The organism is Chromohalobacter moromii, from assembly GCF_023091865.1.
Classification (GTDB): Bacteria; Pseudomonadota; Gammaproteobacteria; order Pseudomonadales; family Halomonadaceae; genus Chromohalobacter; species Chromohalobacter moromii.
This window is the reverse complement of the sequence record NZ_JAHXDI010000001.1, coordinates 461,098-479,374: the sequence shown is the minus strand read 5'-3', so window position 1 is coordinate 479,374 and position 18,277 is coordinate 461,098. Positions and strand designations below refer to the sequence as shown.

Sequence of the window (18,277 nt, the reverse complement as noted above, 5' to 3'; positions counted from 1 at the left end):
AGCACGTGAGGCGAGATCAACGCAATGACGTCATCAGCACTTCGGTATCCGTGACCTGAAAGTCGATCGACATCATGATGCTGAGCGCCGTGATGGTGAAGATCGAGAAGATGAACACCTTCTTGGCCCACACGCGGTCGTCGCCGGTGCGATAGCCGCGAAGGGCCATGACGAGCCAATAAATCCCCATCGCTGCCGCCACCGCGAAATAGCCATATCCGGCATAGCCTCCTAGCGTGAGCATCAGGGTCGCAACCAAGAACGCCAGGATATACCAGAAGATGTGATGCTTCGCCGCCCTCACGCCACGCGTGACCGGCAGTACCGGGATCGACGCTGCGCGATAGTCCTGATAGCGAAAGATGGCAATGGCATACGAATGCGGCATCTGCCACAGGCAGAAGATCAAAAGCAGCGTCAGCGCACCAAGATCGAACTGGCCGCTGACCGCACAATAGCCCACCACCGGCGGCGCCGCACCCGACAAACTGCCCACCAGGGTGCCATAGACCGAGTGTCGTTTGAGATAAAGGCTATACAGCCCGACATAGACGACGAACCCGAGCAAGGCGAACAGCGTCGCCAAGGCATTGGTGCCGAACCAAAGGATCAAGAAGCCTGCCATGCCCAACACACTGCCATACGCCAGTGTGATGCCGGGTGAAATCAGCCCCTGGACCGTGACACGCCCTTGGGTACGCTCCATCAAACGATCGATATCGCGATCGATGTAATTATTGAACACGCACCCGGACGCGATCACCAACGCAATACCGATGACCGTGGCCAGAAAGAGCACACCATCCACGCTTCCTTGAGAAGCGAGGAAAAAGCCCCCGGCCACGGAGATCAGATTGCCGAAGATGATGCCCGGCTTGGTAATGGAGACGTAGGGTTTGAGCATCACGCCGAGCGACTCACCCACCAAGCATCATGTTGGCGTGCAGGTTCTGCATGATCCACAGCGACCCACCTACCAGGATGACCAGGATCAACGCAGTGAAGATAAAGGACCCTGCGTTCCATCCTTCTTCTGTCTTGAAGTCCAAGTGCATGAACATGATCAACTGCACCAGCACCTGACAGATGGCCATGATCGAGATCGTCAAAACGATGGCCATATTGCTGAAGCCACCGCTCATGACCATCCAGAACGGGATGATCGTCAATACAAGAGAGAGTATCAAGCCAATCACATAGGACTTGACGCTGCCGTGGTTGCCACCATCGTGGGAAGCATGTGCATCGCTCATTACAGAACTCCCATCAAATAGACGAAGGTGAAGACACAGATCCACACGATATCCAGGAAGTGCCAGAACAGGCTCAGGCACATGATGCGCGGGCGCGTCTTGTCGTTAAGACCCTTCGTGAACAGTTGGACGATCATCACCAGCATCCAGATCAAGCCGAAGGTCACGTGAAGGCCGTGCGTCCCGACCAGCGTGAAGAAGGAAGATAGGAAAGCACTACGATCCGGCCCGAAGCCTTCAGCAATCAGGTGATGGAATTCATAGATTTCCAACCCTATAAAGCCGGCACCCAGCAAGAACGTGATGACCAACCATCCTTTCACCTGCGCCACTCGATCGGCATGCATGGCCAGCACGGCCATGCCATAGGTGAAACTACTGAATAGCAGCAGGAAGGTACTGACCAAAATCAGCGGGAGCTCGAAGATATCGGCCCCAGAGGGGCCACCCGCCGTGCCCTTCATGAGCACGGCATAGGTCGCGAAAAGGCTCCCGAAGATGACCAGGTCACTCATCAGGTAGACCCAGAAGCCGAACAACTTCATGCCACTGGCATCGTGGTGCTCATGCCCATCGTGGGCATGAGCGTCATGTTGATTAACTGTTTGCGTCGTCATGATTACGCCTGCATCTCCAGCCGTTTATGGTGCTCGCGCTCAATGCGTTCGACTTCTGCCGCCGGGACGTAGTAGTCAATGTCGTCATTGAAGACACGGAACATGAAGGCCACGAACATGCCAATCGCGCTGACACCGACCAGCCACCAGATATGCCAGACCAGCGCGAAACCGAACGCGATGCTGATCAGACCGATGACAGGTCCCGCCACGGTGTTCCTGGGCATGTGGATGTCTTCGTACTGCGTCGGCTTGTCCGCCGCCATGCCTTTTTCTTTCTTCGCTTCCCAGAAGGCATCGATGGAGCCGACATGGGGCAGATGCGCGAAGTTGTAGAACGGCGCCGGTGAAGACGTGGACCACTCCAGGGTACGCGCATCCCACGGATCGCCCGTGATGTCGGCATACTTCTCGCGATTGCGAATACTCACGATGAACTGGATCACGGTGCAAGCGATACCGAGCAGGATGCACACGGCACCGACCCACGCCACGATCATCAGCGGCTGCCATTCGGGGTTCGCATAGGACTGCATGCGACGCACCGCGCCCATGAAGCTCAGGATGTAGAGCGGCATGAAGGCCAGATAGAAGCCGACGATCCAGAACCAGAAGGAGCGCTTGCCCCACTTTTCATCGAGCTTGAAGCCAAACGCTTTCGGGAACCAGTAGGTCAGGCCCGCCAGCATGCCGAACACCACGCCGCCGATGATGACGTTGTGGAAGTGGGCAATGACGAACAGGCTGTTGTGCAGCACGAAGTTGGCACCCGGTACTGCCAGCATCACACCCGTCATGCCACCGATGGTAAAGGTGATGATAAAGCCCAGCGTCCACAGCACCGGAGAAGTGAACTCCAGGCGGCCACGGTACATGGTGAACAACCAGTTAAAGATCTTCACCCCAGTCGGAATGGCGATGATCATCGTCGCGATACCGAAGAAGGCGTTGACGTTCGCGCCTGCCCCCATGGTGAAGAAGTGGTGCAGCCACACCACGAACGACAGTATACCGATCGCCAAGGTCGCCCAGACCATGGTGTTGTAACCGAACAGGCGCTTCTTGGCGAAGGTCGCAATGACCTCAGAGAACACCCCGAACGCCGGCAGGATGAGAATGTACACCTCAGGATGGCCCCAGGCCCAGATGAGGTTGACGTACATCATCATGTTGCCGCCCATATCGTTCGTGAAGAAGTGCGTCCCCAAGTAACGATCGAGAGTCAAAAGCGCGATAGTCGCGGTCAGAATCGGGAAAGAAGCAATGATCAGAACGTTCGCAACCAGCGACGTCCAAGTGAAGACCGGCATACGGAACATCGTCATGCCCTTGGTACGCATCTTCAGAATGGTGACGAAGAAGTTGATACCGGTCAGGGTCGTGCCGATCCCCGATATCTGCAGTCCCCATATCCAGTAATCGACCCCTACGCCGGGACTGTACTGTATTCCCGATAATGGCGCATAGGCCAACCAGCCGGTCTTGCCGTACTCGCCGATGAGCAGCGAGATCATGGTCAGCGCCACGCCCGCGACGAACAGCCAGAAGCTCAGGTTGTTCATGAACGGGAAGGCAACGTCACGCGCGCCGATCTGCAGCGGCACGACCAGGTTCATCAGGCCGATGACCATGGGCATGGCCACGAAGAAGATCATGATCACACCATGCGCGGTAAAGATCTGATCGTAGTGTTCCGGGGGTAGATAGCCCTCGGCCCCTCCGGCGGCCATGGCCTGTTGGGTACGCATCATGATGGCGTCGGAGAAACCGCGCAACAGCATGACCAGCGCCACGAGGAAATACATGATACCCAGCTTCTTGTGGTCGATGGAGGTGATCCACTCCGTCCACAGCCATTTCCACTTCTTGAAGTACGTCAGCAAGCCGACGATGGCTAAGCCACCCAGCATCATGACAATAGCCGTCACGACCAGAATTGGCTCATGATAGGGAATATCGTCAAGTCCAAGTTTTCCGAACATAATGTTACTCCGCTGCCTCTGCGCTCATGGACGTCTCGCCATGGCCGCCATCGTGTCCACCTTCACCGTTGCCACCATGGAAACCCTCGACGATGTCGCGGTACAGGTCTGACGTTACGTCGGAGAAATACTCCACAGGATGGTCCGTGGACGGTTCCGCCAACTCTTGGTAGCTCCCTTCATACGAGAGCGTTTCGGACGACTGACCCACCTTGTCGACCCAGGCATCGAAATCATCCTGCGACATGGCATGCGCATCGAAGGTCATCTCCGAGAAACCCTCGCCACTGTAGTTGGAGGACTTGCCGTCGTAGACGCCCGCCTCGTTCGCCACCAGGTACACGTCGTTGTCCATGCCAGCCATGGCATAGATCTGACTACCCAGCGTGGGAATGAAGAACGAGTTCATCACCGACGCCGATGTCACGCTGAAGTGAACCGGCACATCGACGGGCATGGCTACTTCGTTGACCGTTGCGATGCCTTGCTCGGGATAGATGAACAGCCACTTCCAGTCCAAAGCGACGACCTGTACTTCCATGGTCTCGGCGTCGGATTCGATCGGCTTGTGCGGATCCAGCGAGTGCGACGTTTTCCAGGTAATGATCCCCAGAAACAGGATGATGATGCAGGGGATGAGCCACACGACGGCTTCGATCTTGTTGGAGTGCGCCCAGTCCGGCATGTACTTGGCGGTATGGTTGCTATGCCGATATTTCCAAGCAAAAACCACCGTCATTACGATGACGGGGATCACCACGATCATCATTAGCCAGAAAGCGGTAATAATCAGTGATTTCTGTTCTATCCCGATCTGACCCTTGGGATCCACGAGCGCCCAGTCACAGCCACTAAGCAGCACTGCGATCAAGGGCAGGATACCGAGCCATCCCAGGTTCTTCTTCATTCTCATTGCATGACCTCACTCAAGCATGGGAAGACGTTGCAGCGCTTGCTCATTGAATGCTTTCCTCCGCTAGCGACCCGTTAGGCCCGGCGGTCAAAATGTAGTGGCACATTCACCAACGGAACGTCAGCGACTTGGAGCGTGTCCAAATGGTCGGCTCATGCATCGCTGACCACTTGGAAACGCCCCATGGCATACATCCCGACCGGCCACCGGTTTCCCGGCTGCCAATGACACGAGTGTGATGCGCTCTGAAGGTTGGGCGTACCGCGCATGCTAGGCAATGGTGAATGTCTCCGCCATAAACGAGCACGCATCGCTTACGCCATCTCACTCCTCGCCTGCCTGCTAAAGCATCGCTATTCGCTCGAATGCAGGCAACAAGCAGGAAGAGCCGACGGGGCGGCATTCTGAAGCAAAATCAGGCGAAATAGAAGCGACCAATTGCCGCATCCGCGTCGCACCCTGAGCCTCTTGACTGAGCAAGCGCTCATACGATTGTAGGGGGTAGCGCAAGGTCCCTCAACGACGCCATGACATGGGATCAGAAAAGATCCGGCGCAAATACCAGCAACGCCACGCCGACGCCCGTGGCCAACGAAATCCCACCGCCCCACAGCATCCCCCTGCGCACTTGCTGCCAGGTATCGTGAACGCGTACGGCACGGGCCACCTTGGCCTTTAGCTCCGCGTAGCGAGCGTATTCGCCATCGGCGCTGATCGAGAAGTCGTTAGCCACGTTGCCGTTCCAGTACGGCGCATGACTCAACCCCATGCGCGCACGCAGCAGTCCTATGCCCGTCAAGGTGCCATAGAGCTGGTCGTATTCACGCTTGCGCGATTCGACGCGCAAGACATCTTCGGCGTCCGTCTTGACGGCCTGATTCTCACAGCGCGCAATGGCCCGGGCGATGCCCGCGTCGCTCGCCGACACGTGTATGTCCAATCGTCGATAAAGATCACGCATGTTGGCGCATCAAATAATCGTAGGCATTCTTGATTCGCTGAAAGCGCAGCGACGCCGTGACCATCGCCTCCTGACTTTGCGCATGATAGCGATCGGGATGGTACTTTTGGGCCAGACGTCGGTAAGCGCGCTTAATCTCGCTCTTCTGTGCGTTTTCCATCAGGCCCAGCACGGCCAATGCCCGCTGGGCCTTTTCATTACTACCCGTGGCATGTCCCTTGGCGTGCGCCCCCTCGTGGGAAAAGCCCTCGTGGGAAAAGCCCTCGCGGCGCCGCTTGCCTTCGTCCGAACGCTGGCCGTCATCAGCCCGCTCACGCTGCCCGGTCTTCTCGCGCCGCCAACGCCAGCGACGCTGCCGAGCTTCTTCACGCTCGTCCTTGGCATGCTCACGCTGGCGATAGCGCCGCTCCTGCCGGTGACGATCCCGCGAACCTTGCGCGTTGTCTTCCTCCCCGCCCGTGCGCTCCCGAGAGCTGTCACCTTGCGCGCCGTGACGGCCTTGCTGGGAGGAATGCCGATGATCGGCACTCTCGCGTGACCGCCAGTAATGCGCGGCACTCGGATCCTCGGGCGCCTCCAGCGGGTAACCGGCAACATCCCGGAACAAGACCTCGAACGTCTCTGGCGCTACGTTCAGCAGGTCGGCCAGAAAACGCAGCACATGATGCTGGCCAGCCGCCAATGCCCCTTCATGGGTTGCCACATGAATCGCTTGGCGGAGAAAGGTTTCCCGGCGCGGCCCTCGATAATAGCGCTGCAACACTTCCGCCGCGAGCTGCAAGGCGACGAAATCCGGCGCACTCGCCAGGTCGACGATCAACTGATAACCGTGATCGTGACGAAAGTCCCCGGTGAGCTCGTCGAGCAAGGTGCGCTTGCGGTCGCTCAAGGTCCCCTGCCCATCGCTCATCGCCAGCCACGCCAATAACAACAACGCAGCCGTATCGGCCTCGTTACGGCTGCTGAGCAATAAGCGCTCGAAAGGCGTAAAACGCGATGATGCCATGCCAGCTCCTGGCTTTTGGATTGTTCGTTATAGGTAATTGCCGCGTGGCGTGCGAACATCCTATGAGCATCGGCCGCTAGCTGCATACCTTTAACGGCGACGCCATGACATGCGTCATCCCCTTTTTTCTAGCTAATCACCTCCGCAGTCGCGATCAGCTGGTGTCGGATGGCGCATCGCTGACATCGCCACTGGCCGTCGTGGCATGCTCAGTCGCAGTCGGCAGGTTCTCAGCCTCGACCGATGACTGCTCGAGACTCACGCTCATACGCGGCATGGCGAGCTCCATGCCCAGTTCATCGAAACGTCGCTTGAGCCGCAGGTTGAAAGCCCTCGCCACGTCCCACTGCATGATCGGCGCCGTGCGCATGCGCATACGCAGAATCGCCGCACCGGCATCGAAACTTTCCACCCCCTGGAGCTCCAGCGGCGACCAGATGTAATGCCGCATCATCGGATCGCGGCGCAGCTCTTCGGCCACTTCACGCACGATAGCGATCGCTTCGTCGATCTTCATATGATGTGCCACGCGAACACGCATCAGGGCGACACCAAATTCCCGTGAAAAATTCTGGATTCCCTTGATCTGACTAAAGGGCATCGTATGCACGATGCCATCCAGGTCACGCAAGCGCACAGTGCGCAGGCTCAATCCCTCGACCGTCCCCATGTGTCCGCTCAGGTCGACGAAATCATCGATGGCCAAAGAATCCTCGATAAGGATGAAAAGCCCCGTAATCAGGTCCTGGACCAGCGTCTGAGCGCCGAAGCCCACCGCCAGACCGATCACCCCGGCACCGGCCAGCAGCGGCGTGACATTAACCCCCAGATTGGCCAGCGCCACGATGACCGCGATAATCACGATGGTGGCGAAGACCACATTGCGAATCAGCGGTGTAATGGTTTGCGCCCGCGTACTCTGCGCGCGCCCGCTGCGACCGCGCTTGGAGGAGAGCAATGCCCGCTCGATCGCGGTATCGGCAAAAATCCAGACCAGCCACGCCAGCAGCAATGTCATGCCGATACTGATCAGCGATTGCCCAATACGCTGACTGATGCCCTCGTCCCCACCAAAGGCCAACAACGATAAGCCCCAGACACGCATCGCCAACTCGGCGAAGACCAACCAACTGATCAAGTGCGCCAGAGTATAACCAAAGCGCAGCAGACGCCGCCGATACTGTGACTGACGACGCAGTTTGGAAGGCTGCTCGGCATGGCGATGAATCAGGCCATTGATGATCAGGGTCACCACAAGTAATCCGGCGGTCACGATGGCCTTGGCGAAGGCGCTGCGCGAATCTCCCTCCGATGTCAGGATCGCAACCAGCGAGACCACGACCATGAGCAGAATCGGCACATGCCACAACGACCCAATCACCTGGATCAACTCACTGCTGGCACGCTTATCGCGCCGGTAGCGATAGGGCCGATTACGGATCAGATGCTTGATCGGGCGCTTGAAGCGGATCGTGAACGCCCCCGTCAACAAGGCGGCGGTGACATTGGACAGCATCGAGACCATTTCCGCTAACGACGCTCCCAAGTCCGAGCGCAGTTCCGAGGCATTCGAGGCGTCGCCCAAGGCGACCAGCGCACCGATGATGAACAACCAGCGAGCGGCCCGGCGATGCAGAATACGCAAAGCAACACGACGATGGCCGTTAGCGAACAGCGAGAAGACGACTTCACACACGGCGGTGAACAGAATCCCGCACAAGGTGATGTAAGCGATCACCATCGCCAGCGCCATCCCCAGTGTGGATGTCATGCCGTGCACGACACCTAAGGTGAGGCCGAAGGCGAGGCCCCAGGGTAGCAAGCGCCGCAGCATATGGCGTATCAGCATCCAGGTGCTCGGCTCGGCGCTGAGCGTGAGTTGCATGTTCATGCGCTTGGCCAAGCTGCGCCCGCCGAACACCATCAGCGCCGCACTACCGCCCCACAATCCCAGCACCCAGACGAAATCGCCGACGAGATGCAGCAACGACTCCAACGACGAGACGCGCTGTGTCAAGGTGTCTCCCGCTCGTTTGCCCAGGCGCTGCCAATATTCGAACGGGGTCACGACCTCGCCGGAATCGCTCAATGAGGTCAGCGAGTCCGCAATGGCCCCCAACAACCCTCGCGGCGTCTCTGGCTCGGCGTCGGCATCGGCGCCCTCCAGCGAGGCTCGCAACTCACGCAACTGTGTGAGCAAGGCATCTCGACGCTCCTGATCCTCGAGCATCGAGATGACGCTATCTAACGAGGCACGCGCCTGCTCGTTCGATGGGGCCTCATCTTGTGATGCCTGACCGCTACTACCCCCAGACAGGGTCGCCAGCGGAGATGCACTCTGGCCCCACGCACTGCCGGCAAACACTAGTAATACACACAAGAGGACGATTCCTCGGTACCAATGCGTCACGCTCTTGATCATGCTCACCTCATCTCGCCTTCCATCATGACAGAGTGCCCTAGCCGAGCGTCGCAACCAACCGGCCGGCACGCCTGAACCATGCACGCACCAATAAAAAAGCCAGGGCGCGAGGCCCTGGCCATAGTCGATTCAATCAAAGATCAGTGACGGTTTATCGGCGACCCGGACGTTGCCGACGCCTCGTCGTCATCCTCATGATGAGCGGATACGCCACGTTTCTTCTGCAGCCATACTTGCGCATTGGCGATCATGGCGTAGAAGGCTGGCACGAAGAAGCTCGCCAACACGGCCACCGAGACCATCCCCATCGCTACCGTGGTGCCAATGTGATGGCTGTTGGTGTCATTGGCACCACTCGCGATGGCCAACGGCAAGGTCCCGAAGATGAATGCCAACGAGGTCATCACGATTGGCCGGAAACGTAGCTCGGAGGCGGTCAATGCGGCATCCCGGATCGACTTACCGAGCTCGCGCCGCTGCAATTCGGCGAACTCAACGATCAGGATGGCGTTCTTGGCCGCCAACCCGACCACCACCAGCATGCCCACCTGGACATAGACACTGGTGTCCAATCCACGCAGCACGATCCCGCCGATGGAGCCTATGAAGGCGAACGGTACCGCCGTGATGACCGCCAGCGGCAAGGCCCAGCTTTCGTACTGCGCCGCCAGGATCAAGAAGACCATCAAGATGCCGAAGGTAATGGCAATGATCGCGGCATTGCCGGCATTGGCCTCCTGAAAGGACGTGCCAGTCCAGCCCATGCCCCACTCATTGCCGAGTTCTTGCTGAACCACCTCTTGCATCGCGGCGATCGCCTGGCCCGAGCTATAGCCCGGCGCAGGGCCACCTTGGAACTGCGCTGAAGGATAGACCCCAAAGCGAGATACCACCGATGCCGCCGACTGACGTTCGAGCGTCACGAACTCGGAAATCGGAATACGCTCGCCATCACCGCCACGCACGAAGATTTTGTTCAGGTCATCGGGTGTTTGCCGGAACGTGTCCTCGTTCTGCATGTAGACCTGGAAGTTGCGGTTCTGATACGTGAAATAGTTCACGAAACCGCTGCCCAACGTATTCGATAGCGTCGTATTGAGGTCATCGATGGAAACGCCATAACTCAGCGCTTTTTCCTGGTCTATATGCGCTCGATAGGTCGGTACCGAGGCATCGAAGGTGGTGAATACCTGTGCCAGCTCGGGACGCTTGTTGGCGGCTTGCATTATTTTACCGGAAGCCTGCATCAACTCTTGAGAGTCGGCCCCGCCATAGGACTGCAGATACCCGGTAAAGCCCCCCGTGGTAGAAAGCCCGATGATCGGCGGCATGTTGAAGGCCATGACCGTACCACCCTCAAGACCAGCCCCAATGCGATTGATCTTGGCGATCATATCCTCGACGGACTCATCACGATCGCCCCACGGCTTCATGGTGATGAACATCACACCCTTGGCCGTATTGACCGCGCTGGAGAGCATATCGTAGCCCGCCACCGCCGTGGAATATGCCACTGCCGGATCCTGCTCGATCTTGTTGCTCAGCTTCTCCATGTACTCGGTGGTACGCGCAACGGATGAGCCTTGCGGCAAGGTGACGCTCGCGATGGCGATCCCCTGGTCGGTTTCGGGAATCAATGTCGAGGGATTGCTTTGGTACAGCCAGTAGGAAGCGCCGATGATGAGCGCCGCCAATACCAACGTCAGCACCCAAGCCTTGACCAGCAAGCGTACGACGGCCATGTAACCCCGGGTCACCCACTCGAAGAAGCGGTCGAACAGACGGAATGGTGTCGAGGCGGCACGCGCGATCTTGGAATCGCCTATCTCTGACTTGTGCTTGACGAAAAGGGCGCTCATCGCCGGCGTAAAGGTCAAGGCCACGACCGCCGAGATGGCCACGGAGATCGCGATGGTCAACGCGAATTGCTGGTAAATCTGGCCGGTAAAACCGCCCAAGAAAGCCACCGGCACAAACACCGCTGCCATGATGAACGAGGTCGCGATAACGGGGCCGCTCACTTCTTTCATGGCGGTAATGGCGGCCTTACGTATGGGTATTTCGGGGTCTTCCTCCAGTAATCGCTCGACGTTCTCCACCACCAGTATCGCGTCATCGACCACGATGCCGATCGCCAGCACCATGGCAAAAAGCGACAACAAGTTGATCGAGAAGCCGAACATGTACAGCCCGGCGAAGGTCCCCACTACCGATACCGGCACTACCGACATGGCAATGATCGTGGTCCGCCAATTCTGCAGAAAGATGAACACGATCACCGCAACGATCAGCAATGCCTCTATGAACGTATGAAAGACCGACTCCACCGAGGCATCGATGAACAATGTCGTGTCGTAAGGCACGTCATACTCGAGCCCCGGCGGAAACCGCTCGGATAGCGCGTCCATCTTGCTCTTGACGGCCTCGGCGGTTTCCAGGGCATTGGCGCCGGGTTGCTGATTGATCATGATCGGCGTCATGGTGGCGCCGTTCATGTTGGCGTTGACCGAATAAGATGACGCCCCCAACTCGACGCGCGCCACATCGCTCAAGCGCAGCGCCGAGCCATCGTTATTAGCGCGCAGGATGATATTGCGGAATTGGTCCGCATTAGCCAAACGTCCCGGCGCCGTAATGGTATACGTATACGCTCGCGGGTCGTCTTGTGGCGCCTGCGCCAGGGCCCCCGCCGGAATTTCCGTGTTCTGCGACCGGATGGCATTGGCCACCTCGGCCGACGTCATGTCGTACTGCGCCAATTTATCCGGATTGAGCCAGATACGCATGGCGAACTCGCCGCCCCCCAGTACCTCGGCCGTGCCCACGCCGGGTACCTGGCGGAGCTCATTGAGGATATTGAGCGTGGCGTAGTTCTGCATGTAGATGTTGTTGTATTCATCCGTCGGCGACGTCAATGCCACCAACATCAAGATACTGCTTGAGCTCAGCTCAACCGTGACCCCTTGCGATTGCACCGATTCTGGCAACTGCGACAGCGCCTGCTGGACACGATTATTGACGTTGATCGTGTTGATATCCCCGTCAGTACCGATACCGAACGAGACGTTCATCCGCATCGAGCCATTATCGGCACTGGTCGAGGTCATGTAGATCATGTCCTCGACCCCGTTGATCGCCTCGGCGATCGGAGCTGCCACGGTCTTAGAGACCGTCTCGGCATCGGCACCGGGATAGGTTGCCTGCACGGAGACCGTCGGCGGCACCACGCTGGGATATTGCTCGATGGGCAAAACGCGCATCGCCATTATCCCGATCACCGCCACGATGATCGAAATAACGGTGGCGAAGACCGGCCGTTTTATGAAGAAGTTGGAAATATTCATCCGTCAGGCTCCACCTTCCTCGTTGGCTTGGCCACCATCGCCATTGGATGCCCCTTTCTTCTGGGTCTGACTTCCTGATGCAGACTCACCTTTTTCGGTACCCGAGAGCGCTTCGGCATCGCCGTCGAACGGCTGAGGATCGATGCTCGCACCGGCGCTGATATTGCCTGGATCGCTAACGATGACGCGATCTCCCGCCTTGATCCCGTCCGTAATGATCATCCACGGTCCCGCGGTATCACCGAGCTGCACGGTCTGTGTACGTACCGTGCCTTCTTCATTCAGTACATAGACTTGAGGGCCCATCAGCCCTTGCGTCACGGCAATCTCGGGCACGGCGAACACATCGAAGCGCTTCAGGCCTTCCAGTTCGACGCGCACGAACTGTCCCGGCATGAACATGCCATCGGGATTATCGAAGAAGGCATTCGCCTGCACGGTGCTAGTGCTTTCGCTGACACGCGAGCCCAGGAATTCCACGTGCCCTTTCAGGGTCTGCCCCGGCAACGCCGGCATCTGCAGTTCGGCGGTAATCGCTTCTTTGCCCTGTTGCTGGCGCTGACGGCGTAGCTCGAAGGCTTCTTCCTGAGGCAGCTGAAAACGCACCTCAAGAGGATTGAGCGGGGTAATCGTCGCCAACTCGGTGCCATCGTTGACGAGGTTGCCGAGATTCACCTCGCTCAGGCTGATCATGCCCGATACCGGGGCCTCGACATCGGTGTAATCAAGATCGATACGCGCGCTATCAAGCGACGCTTGTGCCTGCGCAACGCTGGCACGCGCGACCTTGAGATCGGCCTGCGCCTGATCACGTTGTTGTACACTGACGGAGTTCTGCTTGAGCAGGCGCTGATAACGGTTAGCGTTGGTCTGCGCCAGTTCCGCATCGGCCTGCGCGCTTTGCAGGTCCGCCTCGCGCTGGCGCACGGTCGCTTGATAGGTTTCGGGTTCGATCGTGTAGAGACTCTCGCCCTTCTCGACCTGCTGGCCGGGGTCGAAATGCCGCTCTTCGAGCGTACCGCTGACACGCGCCACGACGGTCACTTCATTATCGCTGCGCAGCATGGCAGGATAAGATTTATCGAGCGAAATGTCGCGCTTGGCCATTTCCATGACCTGAGCCTTTTTGGGCGGCGGAGAAGACGCCTCGCTTGACTGCTGCTGAGCATCGTCATCGCTGCCGCAGCCCATCAACAGAACGCCCGCCAACGCCACGGCCCAAAGGCCCCGGCGCTCATTCCCTGTCGTGGATACCATCGGTATTTTACCTTGTTTGATCGAGATCAATGATGGCTAAGACTACACGCATACATACATGAATGTAAATGCCATTCACTTGGGGTATGATGTCTAAAAAAGTCTCGCCTCTCGGTGTTCATTCCCCGCCGTCTGGCCGGATTCATCAACGAGATCACGCCATGCCCCGCAGAACCAAAGCCGAAGCCGAGGCCACGCGAGAAGCCTTGCTCGATGCCGCCGAAGACGTCTTCCTCGAAAAGGGCGTCTCACGCACCTCGCTCGAACATATCGCGCGTCATGCCGGTATGACGCGCGGCGCCGTGTATTGGCACTTCAAGAACAAAGCCGACCTGTTCCATGCCATGCTCGACCGGGTCAAGATGCCGCTTCAGCAGATCATCGACGACATCACCGCCGAGCGCCAGGCCACAGGTCCGCTGGATACGCTGCGCCTTGCCACGCTACACGCCTTCGAGATGCTCGAGCGCCCACGTTCATGTCGCGTCCACACCATCTTGATGCATCGCTGCGAATTCATCAGCGACATCAACCCCGTGGAGCTTCAAAACCGTCTGGCCTCAGATTGCCGCGAGGTCGTGCGACGCTGTTTTCAGCAAGCCCACGACGAAGGCCTACTCATCGACGAGATCGCCCCGGACGTCGCCACCCTGATGCTGCACTCGATGATCGGTGGCTTGGTACACGACTGGCTCCGAGCCCCCGATAGTTTCTCGCTACGCGAAAGCGGCGGCGAGGCAATCGACAGCCTGTTCCACCTCATCACGCGACGCGCCTAAGATTCTGCTGCATTGCAGCATCACGTCTATACTGGTGACGTATCGATGTTCAGGACCCCGCCGTGGATGAGCTTGTTCTGCTCCAGCACCGTGAGCTCGAGATCGCCGTGCGCGTCTGGCATCCCGATGCCCCACGGACAGTGATCGCCTGGCACGGCCTATCGAGGCATGGCGGCGACTTCGAGTTCCTAGCCCGACTGCTTGGTCCCCGTTGGCGATTGATCGCCCCGGATACACCAGGACGCGGTCTTTCCAGCTGGTCGCTCTTTCCCGCCTACGATTATCTCTACGCACATTACATGCGAATTGCCATCGCAGTCCTCGATCACTTCGAACTCACGAGCGTTCCCTGGTTAGGCACGTCGATGGGCGGGCTGCTGGGGCTACTCTTGGCCGCCGACGCGTCGCATGGGCACCGTGTAGCGGCGTTGATTCTCAACGATGTCGGTCCAACCGTCGAAGCGAAAGGCCTGCAGCGCCTGGCGAATCACTTCATCTCGACGCAGCGATTCACGACCTTGCAGTCACTGGAGTCGGAAATCCGCGATCACTACCAGAGCTTCGGCATCGATAGCGAGGCAGTATGGCAACGCCTGCTCTTGGGCAGTGCTCGGCGTTTACCCGATGGTAGCTGGAGCCACCATTTCGATCCGCGTATCGCCGAGCAATTCGTCCACGATACGCCACGCGATCTATGGGCCGCCTGGAAAGCCCTACATTGTCCCTTGATGACCATACGCGGCATGCAATCCGATATCCTGTCACGCCAAACACTATCGACCATGCGTCACCACCAACCTAGCACCCGCATCCTCGAAGTGCCCGGGTGCGGCCACGCCCCCATGCTCGACAAGGCTTCACAGAGCGCCCCGATCGCCGCGTTTCTCGACACTCCTCGGGTACGTGAACGGTGTGTGCCTTCTACTGCTGGCGATACATGGTGGCAACGGTTGTTACGTACGCCCCGCCAACATTAAGTCGATTGCAAGCGTGCGATGGCCCGCTCGACACCCGCCCGGTAGGCACCACCGAACAGCAGCAGGTGATTAAGCAGCGGATACAACTGGAACAAGGTCTCGCGACGCTCCCAATCGTCAGGGCGAGCACCGTTCCAGTAAGCCTCGAAGAACGCCTCGCCCGGCGCGCCGAACAGCGTCAGCATCGCCAGATCGACCTCGGGGTAATGATAGTAGACAGCAGGGTCGATGATGGCCGGCCCCTCGGGCGTGGTGAGCACATTGCCGGACCATAGATCGCCATGCACCAGGCTTGGCGGCACGTCCGGCAACCACGTCTCGAGCCGACCGGCGACATCGCCCAGGGCATCCAGCATCTTTGCAGGCAGCAAGCCGCGTTCAACACAAGCCGTACCCAGTGGCATTAGCCGGTGCTCGCGTTGAAACACGCGACCATCATCACAGGGCGTGTTGCTCTGTGGCGTGGGCCCGCAGCGGTTGTCACTCGGCCATCCGTGACGATCGCCGTGAACGGCATGCAACCCGCGCAGACCGGCGCCAAGCCTCGCTGCATCGCGCTTGCCGCCCGATGCCAATGCCTCCATGATCAACCACTCGCCTTCCTGGGCGATCACCGCCGGCACTTTCAGCTCCGTGTTCGCCCGACCCAGAGCGCGCAACCCCTCGGCTTCGGCAGCCAGGGCCTCGGGGGCGTCACGCTTGACTACCACCGCGCCCTGATCGGTTTCCAGCCAGGCGACCTCGGCGATGTCGCCCCCCGCAAGAGCCCGGGGCTCACCCCGAGCGACAAGATGTTGCGATGCCAATACGGCACGCAGCGACTCCTGCATATCGACCTCCCGTTAACTGCTTCCCACCTTGCGCCACGAACGCCCTGCCCCTCTCCGCAGTGCACAACGCAAAACGTGTTCAGCGATCTTCCGGCACGGACGTGCTTGCCGTCCCCGATGGCGGCGCGGCATCCGTTTCCTTGCCTCGTCGCTGCTTCAACTCTTGCTGAAAAAGCGCCTGAAATTCAGCAATGGCTTCATGCTCGGTCTTTCTCAAGGTCTCCAGATCATGGCGGTGCGCGTAGGACGATGCCAGCAATTGATTATCGAAGTCGCGGAAGGTACGCACGGCCTCGAGTGCATTGGAAGCGGGATAGCCAAGGCCCTTGAGCACCTCCACACTCATCTCCATGCTCGAGGCGAACGTCTCGCGTACAACGGTCTCGACGCCGATCTCCATCAACTTCCAGGTATGATGACGATTACGCGCACGGGCGAAGATTTTGATCTGTGGGTAGTGGTTGCGCACCATCCTCGCGATGACCAGTGCCGCTTCCTCGTCGTCGACGGCGATCACCAACACCTTGGCTTGGGCGAGGCCCGCCGAGCGCAAGACATCGAGACGCGCGGCGTCGGCATAATAGATGCGCGAGCCAAAGCGGCGAATGAACTCCACTTGGGTGATATTGGGATCAAGTGCAGTAAAGTTGATGCCCTGTAGCTTGAGCACGCGCGCCACCATCTGACCAAAGCGCCCCAGCCCCGCGATCAGCACCGGCGGTGTCTCGTCGCCGAAGTCCTTATCATAGGGGCGGCTCTCCCCCATCTGAGAGGCGAGCCGATTACCGCCACGATAAAGAAACGGCGTGAGCGACATGCTCAAGGTCACTGCTGCAATACACAGACTGGCGATACGTTGATCGAAAACCCCCGCGCTGACCGCCGCGCTGAGCAGCACGAAATCGAATTCACCGCCCTGAGCGATCACCGTCGCCAAGCGCGGGATCTCCTGACGCGGCAAGCGCGCTACCATGCCCACCAACGTAATGACGACCAGCTTGGCCACCAGTAGCCCCAAGGTGATGCCCAGCACCCACCATACGTTGTCGAAGACAAGCGCCAGGTCGACCGACATGCCCACGGCGATGAAGAACAGCCCCAGCAAGATGCCCTTGAAGGGCTCTATGTTGGCTTCCAGCTCGTGCCGATAAACCGTATCCGCCAGCATGACGCCACCGAGGAATGCCCCCAGCGCCATGGACAAGCCCGCCCACTCCATGACCAGGGCCATGGTCAGCACCATGAACAACGCCGCAGCGGTGAACACCTCATGCACACCGCTGCGCGCGATGAGCGCCAGTACACGCGGGAAAATCAAGCGTCCGAAAACGATCGCCGCCAGCACCATGCCCACGGCCTTGCCGATATCGAGCCACACCGCACTACCGTGGCCACTAAGGTCGCCCGCAAATAATGGCAACAAGGCGAGTAACGGGATGACCGCCAGGTCCTGGAAGAGCAGGATGGAGAACGCCGTCTGGCCGTGAGGCGTCGCCAGGCGATGCTGCTCATTGAGAAGCTGCAGAGCGAACGCCGTGGAAGACAGCGCCAGGATCAGCCCCAGCAGCACCGAGAGCTCCCATGTCAGCCCCAATGCCAGGCCGATGGGCGTCAACAAAACGCCACATCCCAGCAGTTGCAGAAGCCCCAGCCCGAACAATTGCTTGCGCATGCTCCACAAACGCGAGGGCTGCATTTCAAGGCCGATGAGGAACAACAACATCACCACGCCGAACTCCGAGAAATGTAGTACTTCCTCAGGTTCGGCGATAAAGCCGAGCACAGACGGCCCTAGCAGCAACCCCACCGCGAGGTAGCCCAGTATCGAGCCCAATCCCAGACGTTGAAACAGCGGTACGGCGATGATGACCGCGCCTAGCAGCACCGCTGCTTCATAGAAAAAATTCATGCGCTAGACTTCCTCATGTGATCCTTC

At 58.8% G+C, this 18,277-nt stretch carries 14 protein-coding genes; 2 read left to right on the top strand and 12 right to left on the bottom strand.

The features are described 5' to 3' along the window. Positions 1 to 16: 16 nt before the first annotated feature. The 10 genes from cyoE to KZO83_RS02170 form a co-directional block, all read right to left on the bottom strand. A complete protein-coding gene (cyoE, locus tag KZO83_RS02215; protein WP_247620166.1) occupies positions 17 to 904 on the bottom strand; it encodes a heme o synthase in 888 nt (295 codons plus the stop codon). A gap of 13 nt (positions 905 to 917) precedes the next feature. After that, positions 918 to 1,253, bottom strand: a complete 336-nt coding sequence (cyoD, locus tag KZO83_RS02210; protein ID WP_247619599.1) for a cytochrome o ubiquinol oxidase subunit IV — start codon at positions 1,251 to 1,253, stop codon at positions 918 to 920. Beyond that, positions 1,253 to 1,870, bottom strand: coding sequence for a cytochrome o ubiquinol oxidase subunit III (locus tag KZO83_RS02205; protein WP_247619598.1), 618 nt, complete (start codon positions 1,868 to 1,870; stop codon positions 1,253 to 1,255). Before KZO83_RS02205 ends, cyoD begins: the two co-directional genes overlap by 1 nt. Before the next feature lie 2 nt (positions 1,871 to 1,872). After that, positions 1,873 to 3,852 (bottom strand): cytochrome o ubiquinol oxidase subunit I, encoded by a 1,980-nt coding sequence (gene cyoB / locus KZO83_RS02200; protein WP_247619597.1) that lies wholly within the window; start codon positions 3,850 to 3,852, stop codon positions 1,873 to 1,875. Between the two features lie 4 nt (positions 3,853 to 3,856). Next, positions 3,857 to 4,765, bottom strand: coding sequence for a ubiquinol oxidase subunit II (gene cyoA, locus KZO83_RS02195; RefSeq protein ID WP_247619596.1), 909 nt, complete (start codon positions 4,763 to 4,765; stop codon positions 3,857 to 3,859). Between the two features lie 538 nt (positions 4,766 to 5,303). Next, a complete protein-coding gene (locus KZO83_RS02190) occupies positions 5,304 to 5,693 on the bottom strand; it encodes a hypothetical protein (RefSeq protein ID WP_247619595.1) in 390 nt (129 codons plus the stop codon). Positions 5,694 to 5,718: 25 nt separating this feature from the next. Further along, a complete protein-coding gene (locus KZO83_RS16320) occupies positions 5,719 to 6,732 on the bottom strand; it encodes a J domain-containing protein (protein WP_272493565.1) in 1,014 nt (337 codons plus the stop codon). Between the two features lie 154 nt (positions 6,733 to 6,886). After that, positions 6,887 to 9,154, bottom strand: coding sequence for a mechanosensitive ion channel family protein (locus tag KZO83_RS02180; RefSeq protein ID WP_247619594.1), 2,268 nt, complete (start codon positions 9,152 to 9,154; stop codon positions 6,887 to 6,889). A 140-nt stretch (positions 9,155 to 9,294) separates the two neighbouring features. After that, positions 9,295 to 12,498 carry an efflux RND transporter permease subunit gene (locus tag KZO83_RS02175; RefSeq protein WP_247619593.1) on the bottom strand — a complete coding sequence of 1,068 codons (3,204 nt, stop codon included), beginning with the start codon at positions 12,496 to 12,498 and terminating at the stop codon, positions 9,295 to 9,297. 3 nt (positions 12,499 to 12,501) lie between these two features. Beyond that, complete coding sequence (locus KZO83_RS02170) at positions 12,502 to 13,755, bottom strand: efflux RND transporter periplasmic adaptor subunit (protein WP_247619592.1); 1,254 nt, start codon at positions 13,753 to 13,755, stop codon at positions 12,502 to 12,504. Positions 13,756 to 13,916: 161 nt separating this feature from the next. On the opposite strand from KZO83_RS02170, the gene KZO83_RS02165 reads away from it, so the two are divergent. Next, positions 13,917 to 14,534 (top strand): TetR family transcriptional regulator, encoded by a 618-nt coding sequence (locus tag KZO83_RS02165; protein ID WP_247619591.1) that lies wholly within the window; start codon positions 13,917 to 13,919, stop codon positions 14,532 to 14,534. A gap of 62 nt (positions 14,535 to 14,596) precedes the next feature. Beyond that, positions 14,597 to 15,511, top strand: a complete 915-nt coding sequence (locus KZO83_RS02160) for an alpha/beta fold hydrolase (protein ID WP_247619590.1) — start codon at positions 14,597 to 14,599, stop codon at positions 15,509 to 15,511. Here KZO83_RS02160 and KZO83_RS02155 read toward each other — a convergent pair. Both KZO83_RS02155 and KZO83_RS02150 read right to left on the bottom strand, forming a co-directional pair. Next, the gene (locus KZO83_RS02155; protein ID WP_247619589.1) at positions 15,508 to 16,341 is read right to left on the bottom strand and encodes a fructosamine kinase family protein; all 834 of its coding nucleotides are present in this window, start codon (positions 16,339 to 16,341) and stop codon (positions 15,508 to 15,510) included. The genes KZO83_RS02160 and KZO83_RS02155 overlap by 4 nt on opposite strands. 79 nt (positions 16,342 to 16,420) lie before the next feature. After that, positions 16,421 to 18,250: a monovalent cation:proton antiporter-2 (CPA2) family protein gene (locus tag KZO83_RS02150; protein WP_247619588.1), complete on the bottom strand. Its 1,830-nt coding sequence runs from the start codon at positions 18,248 to 18,250 to the stop codon at positions 16,421 to 16,423. Positions 18,251 to 18,277: the final 27 nt, after the last annotated feature.